Source organism: Janthinobacterium kochi (genome assembly GCF_051380715.1).
Taxonomy (GTDB): Bacteria; Pseudomonadota; Gammaproteobacteria; order Burkholderiales; family Burkholderiaceae_D; genus Janthinobacterium.
In genome coordinates, this window is record NZ_JBNYXO010000003.1 from 189338 (window position 1) to 207951 (window position 18614).

General features: G+C 60.7%; 16 protein-coding genes. 9 read left to right on the top strand and 7 right to left on the bottom strand.

Annotated elements, in window-relative coordinates; translation table 11 throughout:
• Positions 1-5: 5 nt before the first annotated feature.
• The 7 genes from ACQ4WL_RS08550 to ACQ4WL_RS08580 form a co-directional block, all read right to left on the bottom strand.
• Positions 6-1226 (bottom strand): hypothetical protein, encoded by a 1221-nt coding sequence (locus ACQ4WL_RS08550; RefSeq protein ID WP_436509321.1) that lies wholly within the window; start codon positions 1224-1226, stop codon positions 6-8.
• A 141-nt stretch (positions 1227-1367) separates the two neighbouring features.
• Positions 1368-2393 (bottom strand): PoNe immunity protein domain-containing protein, encoded by a 1026-nt coding sequence (locus ACQ4WL_RS08555; RefSeq protein ID WP_436509322.1) that lies wholly within the window; start codon positions 2391-2393, stop codon positions 1368-1370.
• A gap of 2 nt (positions 2394-2395) precedes the next feature.
• Positions 2396-4018, bottom strand: a complete 1623-nt coding sequence (locus tag ACQ4WL_RS08560; protein ID WP_436509323.1) for a hypothetical protein — start codon at positions 4016-4018, stop codon at positions 2396-2398.
• A 3-nt stretch (positions 4019-4021) separates the two neighbouring features.
• Complete coding sequence (locus ACQ4WL_RS08565) at positions 4022-4153, bottom strand: hypothetical protein (RefSeq protein ID WP_436509324.1); 132 nt, start codon at positions 4151-4153, stop codon at positions 4022-4024.
• A gap of 395 nt (positions 4154-4548) precedes the next feature.
• Entirely contained in the window at positions 4549-5571 is a 1023-nt protein-coding gene (locus ACQ4WL_RS08570; protein WP_436509325.1) for a Gfo/Idh/MocA family oxidoreductase, read from the bottom strand.
• Between the two features lie 48 nt (positions 5572-5619).
• On the bottom strand, positions 5620-6612 hold the full coding sequence (gene iolG, locus ACQ4WL_RS08575) for an inositol 2-dehydrogenase (protein WP_436509642.1): 993 nt from the start codon (positions 6610-6612) through the stop codon (positions 5620-5622).
• A complete protein-coding gene (locus ACQ4WL_RS08580; protein ID WP_071077880.1) occupies positions 6605-7471 on the bottom strand; it encodes a MurR/RpiR family transcriptional regulator in 867 nt (288 codons plus the stop codon). The genes iolG and ACQ4WL_RS08580 overlap by 8 nt, the downstream gene beginning before the upstream one ends.
• 290 nt (positions 7472-7761) lie before the next feature.
• Between ACQ4WL_RS08580 and ACQ4WL_RS08585 the strand changes: the two genes are divergently transcribed.
• The 9 genes from ACQ4WL_RS08585 to ACQ4WL_RS08625 all read left to right on the top strand — a co-directional run bounded on the left by ACQ4WL_RS08585 (position 7762) and on the right by ACQ4WL_RS08625 (position 18553).
• Positions 7762-8766 carry a sugar ABC transporter substrate-binding protein gene (locus ACQ4WL_RS08585; protein WP_436509643.1) on the top strand — a complete coding sequence of 335 codons (1005 nt, stop codon included), beginning with the start codon at positions 7762-7764 and terminating at the stop codon, positions 8764-8766.
• A gap of 171 nt (positions 8767-8937) precedes the next feature.
• Positions 8938-10059 (top strand): ABC transporter permease, encoded by a 1122-nt coding sequence (locus tag ACQ4WL_RS08590; RefSeq protein WP_436509644.1) that lies wholly within the window; start codon positions 8938-8940, stop codon positions 10057-10059.
• Positions 10060-10062: 3 nt separating this feature from the next.
• Positions 10063-10848: an ATP-binding cassette domain-containing protein gene (locus ACQ4WL_RS08595; protein ID WP_436509326.1), complete on the top strand. Its 786-nt coding sequence runs from the start codon at positions 10063-10065 to the stop codon at positions 10846-10848.
• A gap of 8 nt (positions 10849-10856) precedes the next feature.
• Positions 10857-12803 carry a bifunctional 5-dehydro-2-deoxygluconokinase/5-dehydro-2-deoxyphosphogluconate aldolase gene (locus ACQ4WL_RS08600; RefSeq protein ID WP_436509327.1) on the top strand — a complete coding sequence of 649 codons (1947 nt, stop codon included), beginning with the start codon at positions 10857-10859 and terminating at the stop codon, positions 12801-12803.
• Positions 12800-14629, top strand: a complete 1830-nt coding sequence (iolD, locus tag ACQ4WL_RS08605) for a 3D-(3,5/4)-trihydroxycyclohexane-1,2-dione acylhydrolase (decyclizing) (protein WP_436509328.1) — start codon at positions 12800-12802, stop codon at positions 14627-14629. The genes ACQ4WL_RS08600 and iolD overlap by 4 nt, the downstream gene beginning before the upstream one ends.
• Complete coding sequence (gene iolE, locus ACQ4WL_RS08610) at positions 14626-15546, top strand: myo-inosose-2 dehydratase (RefSeq protein WP_436509329.1); 921 nt, start codon at positions 14626-14628, stop codon at positions 15544-15546. Before iolD ends, iolE begins: the two co-directional genes overlap by 4 nt.
• Positions 15543-16337 carry a 5-deoxy-glucuronate isomerase gene (iolB, locus tag ACQ4WL_RS08615; RefSeq protein ID WP_436509330.1) on the top strand — a complete coding sequence of 265 codons (795 nt, stop codon included), beginning with the start codon at positions 15543-15545 and terminating at the stop codon, positions 16335-16337. The genes iolE and iolB overlap by 4 nt, the downstream gene beginning before the upstream one ends.
• A gap of 13 nt (positions 16338-16350) precedes the next feature.
• Positions 16351-17850 carry a CoA-acylating methylmalonate-semialdehyde dehydrogenase gene (locus ACQ4WL_RS08620; RefSeq protein WP_436509331.1) on the top strand — a complete coding sequence of 500 codons (1500 nt, stop codon included), beginning with the start codon at positions 16351-16353 and terminating at the stop codon, positions 17848-17850.
• A gap of 64 nt (positions 17851-17914) precedes the next feature.
• Positions 17915-18553: an ANTAR domain-containing response regulator gene (locus tag ACQ4WL_RS08625; protein ID WP_436509332.1), complete on the top strand. Its 639-nt coding sequence runs from the start codon at positions 17915-17917 to the stop codon at positions 18551-18553.
• Positions 18554-18614 lie beyond the last annotated feature (61 nt).

Consider the following 18614-nt stretch of genomic DNA (forward strand, 5'->3'; position numbering starts at 1 on the left):
GCGCCTCATGCCAGCAGCGCGCTGGGCACGCGCGGCGAGGACATCAAATCGCGGAAGGCGGCCCAGTGCTCGGCGCGCGTACTGCCCTGGCGTTCGACATAGGCTTTCGCCATGTCCTGGCCCAGGTTGTAGTTGATGACATAGGCGCCCATGGCATCGTAGAACTGCAGGCGCTGCGCGGATTTTTCGGCTGGGTACAGGCGCACGTTGACCAGCCATTCCAGCGCTTCTTCGCGGCTCAGGCCGCCTTCGAGGTACTGGCGCGCGATGTCGTTGTCGGCATAACCGAGTCTGGCCAGCAGCGCGTTGAGTTGCGCATAGCGGGGTGCCAGCGCAGGGTCCAGACCGGCCAGCGGGTACAGCACCTGCTGTTCGAAAGCCAGCCGTTCTTCATCCGTGAAACTCAGTTCGATGCCGTAATTGGCCGTGCCTTCGGCGATCAAGGATTGCGGCGAATACAGCGGATAGATGCAGTATTCCACCCAGCCCTTGCCGCGCACCAGGTCGCGTTCGAGCAGCACGTTGTAGACATGGTGCCCCGGATACGCTTCGTGGCAACCGAGGTCGACGGCGCGATCGATGTACACGGGCAAGTCCGTATTGATCTGGATCACGCTCTGGTAGTTACCCTTGTACCAGTTGTAGCCGCTCCACGGTTTGCCGGTGACGAATTCCAGCACAAAATCTTCGCCGTCGGGCAGGGTGATGTACTGCAAGGTGCGTTCCCTGCCATCCCTGATGGCGGCCTGCATGACGTCCTGCAATCGCTCTGGCGGAATGATGAACTGGCTGCGAAATTGCTGCACACGTTCGCTCACCGCTTGTTTGCCGGGCAACAGGTCGGCCACTTGCGCAACGATGGCTTCATACCAGGCGCGGGTGTGATGGGGAGAAACGGCGTCGTAGAGCTGCGTACTTTCTTCGTCAAAGCCAAGTTTCTCGCCGCCGAGCATCGCCACCTTCGTTTGCATTGCCAGCAATTGCCTGCGCAGGCTGCGCGCGCGCAGCTGCGTTTCCTGGTCAGTGGCCAATGGTCGCTGCACCAGCAGCGCAAGCGCTGCTGCGATGTCTTGGCTGATCCGTGTGAGCGGCAAGGGCGCAGTCGCCGCCGCCGCTTGCCATTCGGGCGGGCCGTAATACGCGTCCACGTAGGAGGCGTCATGCTGGCCGATGGCCAGCACCAGATGCACATAGCGTTCTGCAATATCGGACAGGAAAGCGGGCATGGCGGCAGGAAGAAGGGAATCGAAGAAGCAGTATAGCAGTCCCGCGGCGTTGGAAATATGGCTGTGACCAGGCTAAGCAGCGCTGAATCAGCGTGATCAATGAAGCCCGTGCCTGATTGTCAGGCACGGGCTCGCAACGCTTTATTGCTTGGCACTCCACTGCCAGATTGTCTGACCATACGCGGCATCTTCGAACGCTGGCATCACTTCGCCATGCTCGAAATAGCGACGGCCATGCAAGCTGGCCGGTGTTTCCCAGAAGCCCGCTTTCGGACATGGCTGACCACCTTCGATGCGCCCCCCATCGGCTACAAGGGCAGCATCAAGACTGGTATGGCGATTTTCCGTACGTAGTTTACGAGCGTAATCCACCAAGTCTTTCGGATAGACCATATGGTCTATCCCGCTGTCGTTGAGATCAAGTAAAAATACCGCCGCACCTGCTTCAAATGCCCAATAGCCATAATACCCAGCGTAGCCTTCGTCGCTGATCTTCAAATGCTCGTCGTGCCAGCGCGGATGATCTTTCATCGCGGGATACCATTGTTTCAGGTACTGTTTCAGCAAGTGCAGTGTCTCTTGCTCGTCTTCCTCGTAAAACACTTGTAGCAGGGTATCGTAGGGCTTGCCCAAGATACACGTGTCGAGCGCCATTTCGTTGTCTACATACCCGCCAATCAATTGCTCGTACAGTCCGTCAAGGCCGCGATGGCTACGCAGCATATCAACCAGCCGCATGACTGATCGTCGGTCACGCAGCAATATTGCAATGCTGAGTAATTGCAAGGTGTTTTCATAATCGGAGAGAATGGAAAACTGAGGTGCGCCCTCATATTCATAGGGGCCATATTCCGGGTATTCAAGCACAGCTTGCTGCCGGTAAACCTGATCAACTTCATTCCATTTTTCAAATAGATCGACAATGCCGGAAATACGCGGCGCCAGTTCGTCGATCTCCACTCCGGCGGTGTAGTCGAGCATCCATAGCCAGAATGTTTCCAGATATAAAAAATGGTAAGCCAGCGCTGCATCTTGTGCTGTTTCAGCAATGTCCTTGTTTTCCTGTTGTCCTTCGATTAAAGCCAGTTGATTTTCCCTCGTTTTTATATACAGCTCTTCATAGAGAAATTGTTGCCTTCTTTTTTCGTGAAATGAGGGATGGCTCATTCTCAGGTGCCTTTTCTTTTTTCTGCCTTTGCTCTCGGGGAAGGGGAAGTCTTGGGTTTTTCATCTTTTTCGGCCCCGGTTTTTTTGGGCTGCGAGGTGAGCGCAAGTTTTCTGCCAGTCTCTATCTTATCTATTTCAAAACGGTCGAAAGTATCAGTGATGCCATGTGTGGGCTTGTGTTTGTCATGTAATTTAATGTTGTAATGGTCACCTGAGCCGATAAGCTCCAGGATTGCTTCAAGATGATCCATCACACCGGGTGCAGCCGTGAGCTTGAGGTTACTTTGCGGGTGGGTTTTTGTCACGAACGGGTTTGAGGCAGCAGGGGTACCCAGCATAAGATAAACCCATCGATTTTTCAAATTGGCCGGATTTTGCATGGTTTTGTCCTTGACGCTGTTGGTAATCCATTCTTTACTCATCTGCGTCCCTTTTTTCGGCTCTCCCAGCAACGTCCACAGCATCAATTGCCTGTCGTTCAGTGACGCCGGCGCCTTCGGGATTGTGCCGTTTCCTGTATTTCTTTTCAGTCGCGCATGCAGGCTATAAATGCTCTCGCTGAACTTCGCCTCGATAAACTGGTAGGTCGTGGCATCGGTCTGCCAGATGGTATCGACGCCGGACAAGGTCACCTTGGCCAGGTCCTCCGGCACCAGTTCGGTGGGGCGCTTGTGTTTGCTGTCTGGTCCGACAATGCGCGGATATTTGCTGCGCCATTTACCGTGGATGTTGTCGTGTGGCCAGTCACCTGTTTTCTTGAGCACATGATCCATATGGTAGTAGTCGGCCATATGCTCACCGACCAGTCCCCGCGGCCCAAATTTGATTTCAGACAGCAATTCGCGAATCGGCCGCGACGTATTCTTCACCGGCGCGGTGCCACCGTCGCTGCTCTGGCGGTGCGAGTCGTCCACGGGTTTGTGTTCCTTGCCCTTGCCCGGCGAGTCCCGTTCTTTGGTTTTTGCTTTGGCATCCACGCCCTTGGACTTTTTATCTGAGCTTGTCGTGGACGATTTAAACTGGGCGTTGGCGCTGTGCGGATGCGTGTTGCCTGGCTTGTGATTGTGCCTGGCTGCCGTATTGGCGCCGGTGCCGGCCGCTACAGCGATTTTTTTTGCCGCCCATAATGCGTCTTCGCCCAGCATGTCCTCGATCAAGTCCTGCAGCGCCTTGGCGCCTTGCGCAATGCCGGCCTTGAGCGGGCCACGCACCGCTTCGACTTGCGGCTTCATGTCGCGCGCCAGATGCTGCAAGTCCGACGGCAGCCACCAATGGCTGGTCGACAGGTAGCCGAGCAATTGCACGCAATTGTCCAGTGCGCTCATCGCCGTGCTGATTGCCAGCTGGGTGTTTTGCGCCCACTGGAAGGTTTTCAGGAATTTGATCGCGGCGCCCTTGCTCTTGCCCAGCATCGCTTCGATCATGACATTGCCGCCAGCGGCGGCCGCGCCGACCTCTTTGCGGTACTTGCGCAAAGGCTTGATGATGGTCTTGAACAGGCTGCCGACTTCCGGAATGCAGCCGAACGCCGCCAGCGCCATGTCGACCCAGTCATCGCGGGTCGCGCGAGACACGCCTTTCCTGCCGACGCGGTAGATCATGCCCGAGACATCGCGCACGTCCATCACCTAGTCAACCACGGGGATCAGGGAAATGGCGCCGCCGACGATCATGGCGGCCTTGCCCTGGTCATCCTCGAAGTCGCCCAGGATCAGGTCCTTGAAAAATTCGACAATCTCGTCGACAAGATTCTGGCTCATGGCTTGGGCTCCGGCTTACTGTTTTCTGGTCTGCTTCCAGCAGTTGCTCGGGTCCGAGGGGGCGCTCGCCAGTAGTAGCCGATACGCCTGCGTATGGCCAGGCCAGATAACAAGTGTGTCAGCACGGCAAGTAACGTTCCTCGCAGCAACATTCCCGGTAGCGTAGTTAATAAAAAAATATTCTTGCGGGCATTTCACACCAGAAATTTTTGTATAGCAAGCGCGATTCCATTGCGCGCGCATGCAATTATCACTATTGTCAGGGAAATCGTTGGCCAGCGGCAGCGGTTTGGTACGTCTGGCCAAGGGGTGCAGGTGGCATGATAAAACTGCAGACAGGCTGGCGCCTGCTGCCGGAAAATGGCGCCGGCGTATAGGCACGCCGGCGCCGGCGCTTAAAACTCGATAGGCCGCGCTTCGCGCATCGCTTGCGTCATGGCCAGGCCGATGCGCGTCGCTTCCGTCGCATCGTGCAAGGTCAGCGACAAGGTGCGCCGGCCCAGTGCCGCATCCGTGAATTCCTGCGCCTCGATCAAGAAGGCATCGGCGAAGCGGGCATAGAAGTCCGGCGTGCATTCATTGCGCACGCCGTGCGCATCCGAAATTTCCACGCGGTTCAGGCGCGGATTGCTGCCCACGGCCAGGCGGCCGGCCGTGCCGAACACTTCCGTCAGGGTTTCATGGCCGTGCGCCATGGTGCGCGAGGCCATGAAGCTGGCCATGCTGCCATCGAGGAATTCCACCGTGGCCAGGCCATTGTCGACGTCGCCGAACGCCTGCAAGCCCGTGTGAATGGCGTTGGTGCCGCTCGCATACACGCGCCTGGGTACGGGGTTGCCCAGCAGCCAGCGCGCCAGGTCGATATCGTGCACGCTGCAATCGAGGAAGATGCCGCCGCTGGTGGGGGCGAAGCGCATGAAGGCGCCGCTGGGGTCGTTCTGGTCGCAGGTTTGCGAACGCACCAGATACGGCTTGCCGATGCAACCTTGGGCGATCTTTTGCTGCGCGTCATGGTAGCTGGCATCGAAACGCCGCACGAAGCCGATCATGATGGTCAGCTGCGGGTGGCGCGCCGCTTCCGCTTCCACTTTCAGGCAGTCGGCCAGGTCCAGCGACAGCGGTTTTTCGCAAAATACGTGCTTGCCGGCGCGCAGGGCGGCGATGATCTGGTCCGCATGCAGCGAGGTGGGCGTGACGAGGAACACGGCGTCCAGGCCCGGATGGGTCAGCAGGGCGTCGTAGTCGGCATAGCCGGTGGTGATGCCCAGCTGGCTGGCAGCCCAGTCCAGTTCGGCCGCCACGGGGCTGCAGGCGGCCACGACTTCGGCATTCGGCACGCGCTGCGCCAGGTTGATGGCATGGCGCTGGCCCAGCCTGCCCAGGCCGACGATGCCGACTTTTAATGTTGGGGATGACATGCTGTCTCCATATTTTTTATTGTTGTTTATAAAGTTACGACGCCAGGGTCACGACACGAGGTTTACAACACGACTTTCGCGCCACGACAGCGTCGCCGCCTCGGCCAGTTCCAACGCCTTCAAGCCATCGTGGACGGTGGTGCGCAGCGGCGTGCCGTGGCTGAGGGCATCAAAAAAGTGCGCCATTTCCTGCGCGTACGCTACGCGATAGCGTTCCAGGAAAAAGTCTTCCGGCTTGTCCACGCTGACGTTCACAGACCCATACGCCGTCACTTCCGTCGGCTTGTGGTTGCCCGCTTGCAGCATGCCTGCGCTGCCCAGCACTTCGAAGCGCTGGTCGTAGCCATACGCGGCGCGGCGCGAGGCATTGATCTGGCACAAGCGTCCCTTGGCCGTGCGGATGGTGACGACGGCCGTGTCCAGGTCGCCCGCCTCGCCGATGGCCGGATCGACCAGGCAGCTGCCCGTGGCGTGCACGCTGACGGCTTCATCGTCGAGTATCCAGCGGAAGATGTCGAAATCGTGGATCAGCATATCCTTGAAGATGCCGCCCGAGACCTTGATGTAGCTGACGGGTGGCGGGCCCGGATCGCGGCTGGTGACAATGAGCAACTCCGGCGTGCCGATTTCGCCCGCCTCAATCCGTGTCTTGACGGCATTGAAGGTGGGATCGTAGCGGCGCTGGAAACCCAGCATGCACATGACCCTGGCTTCCTTGACGGCGGCGGCGCAGGCGCGCGCCCGCTCCAGCGTCAGGTCGACAGGTTTTTCGCAAAAGATGGCCTTGCCGGCGGTGGCCGAGCGCAGGATCAGGTCCGCGTGCGTGTCCGTGCTGGAGGCGATGACGACGGCCTTGATGGCCGGGTCGGCCAGCGCCGCTTCCACCGTGGCGCTGCTGCCACCATGCAAGTCGGCCAGCGCGGCGGCCGCTTCCTGGTTGACGTCGACCACGTACTTGAACTGCACGCCGGGTTGCGCGGCCAGGTTGGCCGCGTGGATTTTGCCGATGCGTCCGGCGCCAAACAATGCTACTTCAATCATCATGTTCTCCTGGGGTGTGGATTTCTTCGATGTCGAGCTCTAATTTGTATGCCAGCGCGATGAACAGCGCCTGGCACAGGCAGATGGTGCTGGTCAGCGAGCGGAAGGCGAAGGCGCTACCCTCGGTGACGGTGAGCAGCGCGTCGGCGGCCCGCGCGAGCGGCGCCAGCTTGCTGTCGGTAATCACCAGGACCTTGGCGCCCTTGTCTTGCGCCGCCTTGATGCACTGCTGGGTTTCCTTGCCGTAAGGCGAGAAACTGATGGCGATCGCCACATCGCGTTCGCGCACGCTGCGCATCTGTTCGCGGTGCATGCCGCCCAGTCCGCTGATCAGGTGCACGCGCTTGTCCGTGTGTTCGAGCGCGTAGGCGATGTAGGAGGCGATCGGGAAGGACCGGCGCACGCCGATCACATAGATATTCTCCGCTTTCAACAGCAGGTTGACGGCCGCTTCCAGCTGCGCGTCGTCGAGACCGGCGGCCAGGTCGTCGAGGCCGGCACGGCTGGCACCGACGAATTCACGCGTCAGGTCGCCTGCGCTCAGAGCGGCGTCGCGCGTGGAAATGAGCTTGCGGATGCGCTGCTGGTAGTCGGGCGTGGCGCCGGCCTGGTCCGTGTACGCCTGGCGGAACACATCTTGCATTTCGGAAAAGCCCGTGTAGCCGAAACGCTGCGCGAAGCGCACGATGGCCGATGGTTGCACGTCGCAAGCGGTGGCGATGTCGCTGATGCGCTCAAGCATCAGGCTGGCGCGGTGCTTTTCAATGTATTGGGCGATGACTTTCAACTGGCGCGACAGATTGTCGTACTCGGCGGCAATATGCTGCATCAGCTGTTCGATGGGGGCGGTGGCTGCCATGGTTTTTTTCCTCTGTGTGCTTGCTGGGCCGCGTGATTGCTACGGCTGGTTCTGGCGAGAATTATAGGAGTGAATCCAGAAAATAGAAATGATTTTCTATTTATATTTATATTGAAAATTTTATTGCATTTGTCTTTTTTGTGGCCTAAGCTGTGCGCAGTGCATCGGGTCTTGCCGGTTTTCCGGTTCCCCGCTGACACGCGACAAAAGCTGGCAACTATAAAAATTAATCCTTCAAGGAGACATTCATGCAAAGCAATAAGCGTAAGGGATTTCTGAAGAGCCTGGCCATGCTGGGCCTCGGCCTGGGACTGGGTCTGGGCATGAGCGCCAGCCACGCGGCGGGCGAGAAATTCGTGTTGATCAGCCATGCGCCTGATTCCGATTCCTGGTGGAATACGATCAAGAATTCCGTCAAGCAAGCAGGCGAAGACTTCAATGTCAGCGTCGATTACCGCAATCCGCCGAATGGCGACCTGGCCGACATGGCGCGCCTGGTCGAGCAATCGGCCGCCCGCAACTACGACGGCGTGATTGTCAGCATCGCCGACTTCAGCGTGCTGCAAAAACCGCTGGGCCTGGTTGCTGCCAAGAAGATTCCGTTTGTGACGATTAATTCCGGCACCCTGGCGCAAAGCGAGCAGCTGGGCGCCGTGATGCATGTGGGCCAGCCTGAATACGAGGCAGGCAAGGGCGCTGGCGAAAAAGCCAAGGCCGCCGGCATCAAGTCCTTCGTGTGCGTCAACCATTACGCGACGAACCCGTCGTCGTTCGAGCGCTGCCGCGGCTTTGCCGAAGCCATCGGTGTCGATTTCAAGGCCGCCACCCTGGATGCGGGCGAAGATCCGACCACCATCGAAAGCAAGCTGAGCGCCTACCTGCGCAACAATCCGAAGACGCAAGCCGTGCTGGCGCTGGGTCCCACCTCGGCCCACGCTTCGCTGAAGGCCCTGGAAAAAATGGGCTTGAAGGGCAAGATGTGGTTTGCCACGTTTGACCTGTCCGATGACATCTCGAAAGCGATCAAGGATGGCAGCATCCAGTTCGCCATCGACCAGCAACCCTACCTGCAAGGCTATATCCCTGTTGCCGTGCTGGCCATCATGAAGCAGGACAAGACCACGGACCTGGCCAAGGTACGCGAAAAGCTGATCAATAACGCCAAGTTCAAGGCGCGCCTGGCCGAGTACGGCCTGGCACCATCGTATGGCCCGCGCCATATCGGTTCCGGTCCTGGGTATGTGACCAAGGACAATATCGGCAAGGTAGAGAAATACGCCGGCCAGTTCCGTTAAGCACCCGCTTTTCAATTCAATCAATACCTTAGTCGTTGTCCCCGCGCGCATGCCAAGCTTGCCGGCGAGCGGGTCCTGCCGCCCCGGAATTGTTGTCGAGGCTGGCAGGTTGCTATAAAACAAGGGAGACATAGCATGAGTACCGTGAAATTTAGCGTGGAACAGGGTGCCATGGCCGCCTCGGGCACGCCGCCGCAAAAGCAGGGCTTTGATGAGCGCGTGGGGCAGGTCAGTTGGGTCAAGCGGCTGTTCAGCCGTCCGGAATTCGCCTCGATCTCGGGCGCCATCCTGGTGTTCGCCTTCTTCATCCTGACGGCCGGCGACTCTGGCATGTTCAACCTCGACGGCGTGGTCAATTGGGCGCAAGTGGCCGCCTACCTGGGCATCATCGCCATCGGCGCCTGCGTCCTGATGATCGCCGGTGAATTCGACCTGTCGATCGGCTCCATGATCGGCTTTTCCGGCATGATGATCGCCATCCCTTCCGTGTATTTCCACTGGCCCGTGTGGGCCGCCATCCTGTTCGCCTTTGCCGGTTCGATGGCGCTGGGCTGGCTCAACGGCTACCTGGTCATCAAGACGCGCCTGCCGTCGTTTATCGTCACCCTGGCCTTTTTGTTCATCCTGCGCGGCCTGACCCTGGCCCTGTCCATCATGTTTGCCAACCGCACCATCGTCAGCGGCATCGGCGCGCTGGCCGCCGACGACTGGCTGGCCATGACCCTGTTCCATGGCGAAGTGGGCACCTCGCTGTTCGCCTGGATGGCCAAGGCCGGCTGGATCACGGCGCTCGACAGCGGCGCGCCGCTGGTCAAGGGCATCCCCAAGGTCATCGTCTGGTGGGCCGGCCTGGCGCTGGTGTCCGGCTTCGTGCTGGCCCGCACCCGCATCGGCAACTGGATCTTCGCCGTCGGCGGCGACGCCAACGCGGCCAAGAACGTGGGCGTGCCCGTGAAAACCATCAAGGTATCGCTGTTTGTCTTCACCGCCTTCTGCGCCTGCCTGTTTGCCACGCTGCAAGTATTTGACGTGGGTTCGGCTGCCGCTGACCGCGGCATGCAAAAGGAATTCGAAGCCATCATCGCGGCCGTCATCGGCGGCGCCTTGCTGACGGGCGGCTACGGTTCTGTCGTCGGCGCCTGCTTCGGCGCGCTGATCTTCGGCGTGGTGCAGATCGGCATTACTTATACGAATATCAATTCGGACTGGTTCCGCGTCTTCCTCGGCGTCATGCTGCTGATCGCGGTACTGTTCAACAACTTTGTCCGTGCGCGTGTCACGGAAGCGAGATAAGCCATGAGCCAATACATCCTTGCGCTGGAAAACATCAGCAAACGTTTCGGCTCCGTCATCGCCCTGCAAAACGTCACCTTGCGTTTGAAACCGGGCGAAGTGCATTGCCTGCTGGGCGACAACGGCGCCGGCAAGTCGACCCTGATCAAGACCCTGGCCGGCGTGCACCGGCCTACCAGCGGGCAATATCTGGTCGACGGCCAGAGCGTCAGCTTCAATTCGCCGAAAGAGGCGCTCGACCTGGGCGTGGCCACCGTCTACCAGGATCTGGCGCTGGTGCCATTGCTGTCGGTCGCGCGCAATTTCTTCATGGGCCGCGAGCCGATCAGGAAAATGTTTGGCATGCTGCCCGTGATGGATATGGAGTACGCCGCCACCACGGCGCGCGACAAGCTGGCCGAAATGGGCATCATGGTGCGCGACCCGCACCAGGCAGTAGGCACCATGTCGGGCGGCGAACGCCAATGCCTGGCGATTGCCCGCGCCATCCACTTCGGCGCGCGCGTGCTGATCCTCGACGAGCCGACGGCCGCGCTGGGCGTAAAACAATCGTTCAATGTGCTGAAACTGATCTACAAGGCGCGCGAACGGGGCTTGTCCGTGATCTTTATTACTCACAATGTGCACCATGCCTACCCCGTGGGCGACTCGTTCACCCTCTTGAACCGGGGCAAGTCGCTGGGCACTTACACCAAGGAAACCGTTTCCAAGGATGAAGTACTCGACATGATGGCGGGCGGTGCGGAAATGCAAACGCTGATGGCTGAACTCGACGGTGTCACGATTTAAGGATAACCATGAATAACCCGACACAATTTGCCCAGGGGCGCGCGCTCGACGTGATTTGCCTGGGCCGCCTGGCGGTGGACCTGTATGCGCAGCAAATCGGCAGCCCGCTGGAAGATGCGACGAGTTTCGCCAAGTACCTGGGGGGCTCGTCGGCGAACATCGCCTTCGGCACGGCTAGATTGGGCTTGAAATCGGCCATGCTGTCGAAAGTGGGCGACGACCACATGGGCCGTTTCTTGACGGATACCTTGTCGAAAGAAGGCTGCGACGTCAGCCACGTTGGCATCGACCGCGAGAGGCTCACCGCCCTCGTCATGCTGGGCATCAAGGATAAGAACACCTTCCCCCTGATCTTTTATCGTGAAAATTGCGCCGACATGGCCATCGAAGCGTCGTCGGTGGATGCTGCCTTCATTGCCTCAAGCAAAGCGCTCTTGATCACCGGCACGCATTTTTCCACGTCCGCCATGTACGCCGTCAGCATGCAGGCGCTCAAGCTGGCGCGTGCCAACAAGGTGCGCACCGTGCTCGACATCGATTACCGGCCCGTGCTGTGGGGCTTGTCGGGCAAGGCGGACGGCGAAACGCGTTTCGTCTCGAACGACGGCGTGACCAGCCATTTGCAAGCGATCCTGCCGCAATTCGACCTGATCGTCGGCACGGAAGAGGAATTCATGATCGCCGGCGGCGGCGCGGACATCATGGCGTCCCTGCGCGCCGTGCGGGTAGTGAGCGGCGCCACGCTGGTCGTCAAGCGGGGCCCGCTGGGCAGCGCTGTCATCGACAATGTGGTGCCGGCCAGTTTAGATGACGCGTATAACTACCGTGGCGTGCGCGTGGAAGTGCTCAACGTGCTGGGCGCAGGCGACGCCTTTCTGTCCGGCTTCCTGAAAGGCTGGCTGCGCGGCGAGGATTACGAAGCGTGCTGCCGCTATGCGAATGGCTGCGGCGCCCTGGTCGTGTCGCGCCACGGCTGCGCGCCGGCCATGCCGTCGCCCGTCGAGCTCGACTATTTCCTAGCCAATACGACAAAGCTGACGCAGCCGGACCAGGACGCCACCTTGTCACGCTTGCACCGCACGACGGTCGCGCGCCAGCAATGGGACGAGCTGTGCGTGTTTGCTTTTGATCACCGCACGCAGTTCTTTGAGCTGGCGCAACAAACGGGCGCAGCCGAATCGCGTATCTCGGCCTTGAAGCAATTGATGGTGCAAGCCGTGGTGCAGACGGAAACGGCCTTGCAGCTGGCCGGCAAGACGGGCGTGCTGATCGATGGCCGCTATGGCGTCGATGCGCTCAATGATGCGACGGGGCGAGGCTGGTGGATAGGCCGTCCCGTGGAATTGCCGGGCTCGAACCCGCTGCAATTCGATTGGGGCCGCTCCATCGGCTCGCATCTGCTCAGCTGGCCAAAGGAACACGTGATCAAATGCCTGGTGCAGCTGCATCCGGACGACGCCGTGGAAAACCGGCTGGAACAGGAAGCGCAGATCAAGGCCCTGTATGACGCGGCGCAAGTGAGCGGTCACGAACTGTTGCTCGAAGTCATACCGTCGGAATCCCTGCCGCAAAGTGACGACACGGTCTTGCGCGCTGTGAAACGTCTGTACAACCTGGGCATCTATCCGGAATGGTGGAAGCTGGAAAGCATGTCGGCCAAGCAATGGCAAGCCATCGATGCCCTCGTGCACGAGCGCGATCCGTATTGCCGTGGCGTTGTCTTGCTGGGCCTGAATGCCCCGATCGAGAAACTGGCTGCCAGTTTTGAAGAAGCCAGTGCCAGCACGACGTGCCGCGGCTTCATGGTGGGCCGCACCATCTTCCAGGAACCGAGCCGCCGCTGGCTGGCCGGAGACCTGGACGATGCGGGCCTGATTGCCGCCGTGCGCGCCAACTTCGAACAACTCATTAGCTTGTGGCAACGCACGCGCAAGCACCTGGAGCGTGCAGCATGAGCGCCACGATCAGATTGACCATGGCGCAAGCCTTGGTCCGCTACCTGGCGGCCTTGCGGGTGGAAGGGGGGGAACCTTTATTTGGCGGCGCCTTCGCCATCTTTGGCCACGGCAACGTGGCTGGCCTGGGCGAAGCGCTGTACCAGTACCGGGACAGCTTTTCCACGTACCGCGCACACAACGAGCAGGCGATGGCGCACTCAGCCATTGCCTACGCGAAAGCGCATATGCGCCGGCGCATGATGGCCGTCACCAGTTCCATCGGCCCGGGCGCCACCAATCTGCTGACGGCCGCCGCGCTGGCGCACGTGAACCGCTTGCCGGTACTGCTGTTGCCCGGCGACGTGTTCGTGTCGCGCGCGCCGGACCCGGTGCTTCAGCAACTGGAAGACGCCAGCGACGGCAGCGTCTCGGTGAACGATGCATTCAAGCCGCTGTCGCGTTACTTTGACCGCATCGTGTATCCGGAACAATTGCTCACCGCCTTGCCACGCGCCATTGCCGCCTTGACGGACCCGGCCGCCTGCGGTCCCGTGACCTTGTCCTTGCCGCAAGACGTGCAAACCATGGCGTATGACTATCCGGCCGATTTCTTTGAACCGCGCATCGTGCGCTTCCGCGCCGTGCCGCCCGTCGAGCAGGAGCTGGAAGAAGCGGCCGCGCTGTTGAACAACGCGAAACAGCCGCTGATCGTGGCCGGTGGCGGCGTGTTGTACGGCAAGGCCAGCGCCGCCTTGCAGGCGTTTGCCGAACGGCACGGCATTCCCGTGGCGGAAACCCAGGCGGGCAAGAGTGCCTTGCCATGGAACCACCCTTTGCAGCTGGGCGCCATCGGCGTGACGGGCTCGCCCGCTGCGAATGCGCTGGCGGCGGAGGCGGACGTGGTGCTGGCCATCGGCACGCGCCTGCAGGATTTTACGACCGGCTCGAATTCCCTGTTTGCGCAGGCGCAACTGGTCAGCCTGAACGTGAATGCCTTTGACGCGCTGAAACGCCGCGGCCTGGGCCTGCAGGCGGACGCGACACTCGGCTTGCAGGGCCTGTCGCCGCTGCTGGGCAACTGGAACAGCGCGGGCCACTGGCTGGACCGGGCGCAGCAGGCGGGCAATGCCTGGTGCGCGACGGTGGCGTCCATCACCGGCCGGCGCGACGTGGCCGGCTTGCCGTACGACGGCGAAGTCATCGGCGCCGTGCAGCGTTCATCCAAGGACTCCACCACCCGCGACATCGTCGTCTGCGCGGCCGGCACCTTGCCAGCCGAACTGCATAAACTGTGGCGCACGGAAACACCGGGCGGCTACCACATGGAATACGGCTACTCGTGCATGGGTTACGAGATCGCCGGCGGCCTCGGTGTCAAGATGGCGAAACCGGCATCGGAAGTCATCGTCATGGTGGGCGATGGCAGCTATCTGATGATGAATTCGGAAATCGCCACTTCCGTCATGCTGGGCAAAAAACTCATCATCGTCGTGCTCGATAATCGCGGTTACGGCTGCATCAACCGATTGCAGCAGGCCTGCGGCAATGCCTCGTTCAACAATATGTTGCCCGATAGCGCCCCCGTGATCGACTTTGCGCTGCATGCGCAGTCGCTGGGCGCGCTCTCCGAGCACGTTGGCAATATCTCCGAACTGGAGCAAGCCATGCTGCGCGCCCGGGCCGCACCGCGTACGTATCTGATCTGCATCGACACGGACGACACGCGCACGACAGAAGAGGGGGGGTGCTGGTGGGAAGTGGCCGTGCCCGAGGTCTCCACGCAAGCCGGCGTGCAAGCTGCCCGCATCCGTTATGAACTTGACCGCCAAGGACAACAAAAATGAACGCACCAAGCTGGAATGTGAAGATCGGCATCAACCCGATCTCGTGGATGAACGACGATTTGCCGAGCCTGGGCGGCGAGACGCCCCTGGAGACAGCGCTGAAAGAGGGCGCCGAGATCGGCTACGTGGGTTTCGAGCTGGGCAACAAGTTTCCCAAGGACGCCCCTGCCCTGAACGCTGTGCTGGGCAAGTATGGCCTGGCGTGTGTCTCCGGCTGGTATTCGGGACGGCTGGCCCATCGGTCTGTGGAAGAAGAAATCGCCTCCGTGGCATCGCACTTGCGTCTGCTTGCCGACAGCGGCGCCACCGTCATGGTCTACGGCGAAGTGGCCGACGCCATCCAGGGCGAAGCGCGCCCCTTGTACAAACGCCCCCGCTTCCAGACCCAGCAGCAATGGCAGACATACGCAGACAAATTGACGGCGTTTGCCAAGCACCTGCTGGCGCACGGTGTACGGCTGGCGTACCACCATCACATGGGCGCCTACGTGGAAACCCCGGCGGACGTAGACCAGTTGATGGCCTTGACGGGATCTGAAGTGGGCTTGCTGTTCGACACGGGTCACATCACCTTTGCCGGCGGCGATGCCCTGGCGGTGCTCAATCATCATATCGACAGGATTTGCCACGTACATTGCAAGGACGTGCGCGCCAACGTGGTGAAACTGGCCCGCAATGGCCACTGGAGCTTCCTGCAGGCCGTCATCAATGGCGCCTTCAGCGTGCCCGGCGATGGCAGCATCGATTTTCCAGCGATCCTGACGCGTTTGTATCTGCACGGCTACGAAGGCTGGCTGGTGGTGGAAGCGGAGCAAGACCCGGCCGTGGCGCCCAGTTACCAGTATGCAAAGATGGGCCACGATTACCTGGCTCACCTCGTCGATACCATTCCGCGCCTGGGCCGGGAGGCGGCATGAGCCCGCTGCTGGTCAAGGCCCGGCCTGGCTCCACGATCGTCGAAGTCACGCCCGAGTCGGCCGGCTGGACGTATGTGGGCTTTGCCGCCCACCGCCTGGCAGCTGGCGAGCACATCAGCCTGGAGACGGGCAGCCGCGAACTGTGCATCGTCGTGTTGACGGGCACGGTCACCGTCCAGGCGGGCGGGCAGACCTGGGAACATATCGGCAATCGCCAAAGCGTCTTCGAGGACTGCTCGCCGTATGCCGTGTATGTCCCACTGGATACGAAAGTCAGCATTACGGCGCTAAGCGCTGCCGAAGTGGCCCTGTGCAGCGCGCCGGCCACCACGCATCGTCCGGCGCGCCTGATCGAACCGGCCAGCATGACGCGCTCCGTGCGCGGCAAGGGCGCCAATACCCGCTATGTGTGCGACATCCTGCCGCAGACGCAAGAGGCCGATGGCTTGCTGGTGGTGGAGGTGGTGACGCCGTCCGGCCATTCATCGAGCTATCCGCCGCACAAGCACGACAGCGACAATATCCCGCTGGAGAGTTCGCTCGAGGAAACGTACTACCACCGCCTCAATCCCGAACAGGGCTTTGCCTTTCAAAGAGTCTATACGGATGACCGTTCCATCGACGAAGCCATGGCCGTGGAAAACCACGACGTGGTGATGGTGCCCAGGGGCTACCACCCCGTCACCGTGCCGTATGGCTATGACGGCTATTACCTGAACGTGATGGCCGGCCCGCAACGCGTGTGGCATTTTAAAAACGACCCGGCCCATGAGTGGCTGATGACGAAATAACCAAGGACAAGAGATGACTACCCCGATGATTGGCCACTTTATTGGTGGCAACCCGATGGCTTCGCGCTCCGAGCGCACGAGCGATGTGTTTAATCCCGCCACGGGCGCCGTGACGGCCAAGGTGGCGCTGGCCACGCCTTCCGAGCTGAACGCGGCCGTGGCCGCCGCCCATGCGGCCTTTCCCGCCTGGTCGCAGACCTCGCCGCTGCGCCGCGCCCGCGTGATGTTCAAGTTCAAGGAGTTGCTGGAAGAACATGCTGATCAATTGGCTGCCCTGATCACGGCGGAACATGGCAAAGTCTTCACGGACGCGAAAGGGGAAGTCACGCGCGGCATCGAAGTGGTGGAGTTTGCCTGCGGCATCCCGCAAATGATGAAAGGTGAATATTCGGAACAGGTGGCCGGCGGTATCGACGCCTGGTCCATCCGCCAGGCGCTCGGTGTTTGCGTCGGCATCACGCCCTTCAACTTCCCTGTCATGGTGCCCATGTGGATGTTCCCGATGGCGATTGCCTGCGGCAATACATTCGTACTCAAACCGTCGGAGCGCGACCCGTCGGCCAGCCTGTTGCTGGCGCAACTGTTGACGGACGCGGGCTTGCCCGACGGCGTCTTCAACGTGGTGCAGGGTGACAAGGAAGCTGTCGATGGCTTGCTGCATCACCCGGACGTGCGCGCCGTCAGCTTTGTCGGTTCCACGCCGATCGCCGAATACATCTACGCCACCGGCTGCGCGCAGGGCAAGCGCGTGCAAGCGCTGGGCGGCGCGAAAAACCACATGGTCGTCATGCCGGACGCGGATATCCCGCAAACGGTGGACGCCCTGATGGGTGCGGCGTTTGGCTCGGCGGGCGAGCGCTGCATGGCCATTTCTGTCGTCGTGGCGGTCGGCAATGTGGCGGATCAATTGGTCGAAGCGCTGGTGCCGCGTATCGCGGCGTTAAAGATCACGCAAGGCATGGACTTAAGCGCGGAAATGGGACCCATCGTCACGCAGGTGCACAAGGAGAAGATCGCCGGCTACATCGCCACGGGCGTCAAGGAAGGCGCCAAGCTGGTGGCCGACGGGCGCGGTTTCGTCTTGCCCGGCCATGAAAACGGCTTTTTCCTTGGCGGCAGCCTGTTCGACCATGTCACGCCGGAAATGACGATCTACAAGGAAGAGATTTTCGGGCCAGTCCTGTGTATCGTGCGCGTGCCCGATTTTACGACGGCGCTGGACCTCGTCAACGCGCATGAGTACGGCAACGGCACGGCGATCTATACGCGCGATGGCAACACGGCGCGCGAATACACGCACCGGGTGCAGGTCGGGATGGTGGGCGTGAACGTACCGATTCCCGTGCCGATGGCTTTCCACAGCTTCGGCGGCTGGAAGCGCAGCCTGTTCGGCGATCATCACGCGCATGGCCCGGAATCCGTGCGCTTCTACACGAAACAGAAGGCCGTCACGCAGCGCTGGCCCGCCTCGACGGCTGCCGGGGCCGAATTTGCCATGCCGACCCTGAAGTAAAGCGATCTGGTTCGTTTCTTGCTTACTGCAATGGCTAATCGTTTAGCCATTGCAGATCGCTCCCATGACGTCCAGCCGTACCCAGCCTTTGCGCATCGTTGTCGTCAACACTATTGTCGAGCACGGCGTGCACGCGAATGCGGCCTTGGCTGCCCAAGTGCAGCGCGGCAATGCCTTGCGCATCGGCTTGCTGGAATCGGGTTTCGACATCGTCGCCTCGCTGCCAGCCGACCTCTACCTTCCCGAGCGCATCGCGCAACTGCAGCCTGACCTCATCATCATCGATGCCGAATCGGACGCGCGCGACGTGCTCGAGCACATCGTCATTGCCACGCGCGACGAGCGCCGCCCCATCGTCCTGTTTACCGAAGACGGCGCCACGGCGAGCATTGACGCGGCCATGGCGGCCGGCGTGTCCGCCTATATCGTCGCCGGCTTGCAGGCCGAGCGCATCTTGCCCGTGCTGAACGTGGCGCTGGCGCGCTTTCGCCAGGAAGAAAAACTGCGCGCCGAATTGCTCGACACGCGGCACAAGCTGTTTGAGCGCAAGGTGATCGAACGGGCCAAGGGCCTGTTGATGACGCATCACGGCTTGACGGAAGACCAGGCTTACCAGCGCTTGCGCAGCATGGCAATGAACAAGAAACTGAAACTGGCGGAAATTGCCCAGCGCATCCTCGACGTGGAGGACTTGCTGGGATGAATAGCACATTTCCTGACACATGCTGGTGCAGCGCACCATTCCAGTGCATTTCCAGCGGCCT

Excerpts from the sequence above, each read along its gene's own strand:
- ACQ4WL_RS08550 (WP_436509321.1), bottom strand. The coding sequence starts at position 1,226 with ATGCCCGCTTTCCTGTCCGATATTGCAGAACGCTATGTGCATCTGGTG.
- ACQ4WL_RS08555 (WP_436509322.1), bottom strand. The coding sequence starts at position 2,393 with ATGAGCCATCCCTCATTTCACGAAAAAAGAAGGCAACAATTTCTCTAT.
- ACQ4WL_RS08560 (WP_436509323.1), bottom strand. The coding sequence starts at position 4,018 with ATGGACGTGCGCGATGTCTCGGGCATGATCTACCGCGTCGGCAGGAAA.
- ACQ4WL_RS08565 (WP_436509324.1), bottom strand. The coding sequence starts at position 4,153 with ATGAGCCAGAATCTTGTCGACGAGATTGTCGAATTTTTCAAGGACCTG.
- ACQ4WL_RS08570 (WP_436509325.1), bottom strand. The coding sequence starts at position 5,571 with ATGTCATCCCCAACATTAAAAGTCGGCATCGTCGGCCTGGGCAGGCTG.
- iolG (WP_436509642.1), bottom strand. The coding sequence starts at position 6,612 with ATGATTGAAGTAGCATTGTTTGGCGCCGGACGCATCGGCAAAATCCAC.
- ACQ4WL_RS08580 (WP_071077880.1), bottom strand. The coding sequence starts at position 7,471 with ATGGCAGCCACCGCCCCCATCGAACAGCTGATGCAGCATATTGCCGCC.
- ACQ4WL_RS08585 (WP_436509643.1), top strand. The coding sequence starts at position 7,762 with ATGCTGGGCCTCGGCCTGGGACTGGGTCTGGGCATGAGCGCCAGCCAC.
- ACQ4WL_RS08590 (WP_436509644.1), top strand. The coding sequence starts at position 8,938 with ATGGCCGCCTCGGGCACGCCGCCGCAAAAGCAGGGCTTTGATGAGCGC.
- ACQ4WL_RS08595 (WP_436509326.1), top strand. The coding sequence starts at position 10,063 with ATGAGCCAATACATCCTTGCGCTGGAAAACATCAGCAAACGTTTCGGC.
- ACQ4WL_RS08600 (WP_436509327.1), top strand. The coding sequence starts at position 10,857 with ATGAATAACCCGACACAATTTGCCCAGGGGCGCGCGCTCGACGTGATT.
- iolD (WP_436509328.1), top strand. The coding sequence starts at position 12,800 with ATGAGCGCCACGATCAGATTGACCATGGCGCAAGCCTTGGTCCGCTAC.
- iolE (WP_436509329.1), top strand. The coding sequence starts at position 14,626 with ATGAACGCACCAAGCTGGAATGTGAAGATCGGCATCAACCCGATCTCG.
- iolB (WP_436509330.1), top strand. The coding sequence starts at position 15,543 with ATGAGCCCGCTGCTGGTCAAGGCCCGGCCTGGCTCCACGATCGTCGAA.
- ACQ4WL_RS08620 (WP_436509331.1), top strand. The coding sequence starts at position 16,351 with ATGACTACCCCGATGATTGGCCACTTTATTGGTGGCAACCCGATGGCT.
- ACQ4WL_RS08625 (WP_436509332.1), top strand. The coding sequence starts at position 17,915 with ATGACGTCCAGCCGTACCCAGCCTTTGCGCATCGTTGTCGTCAACACT.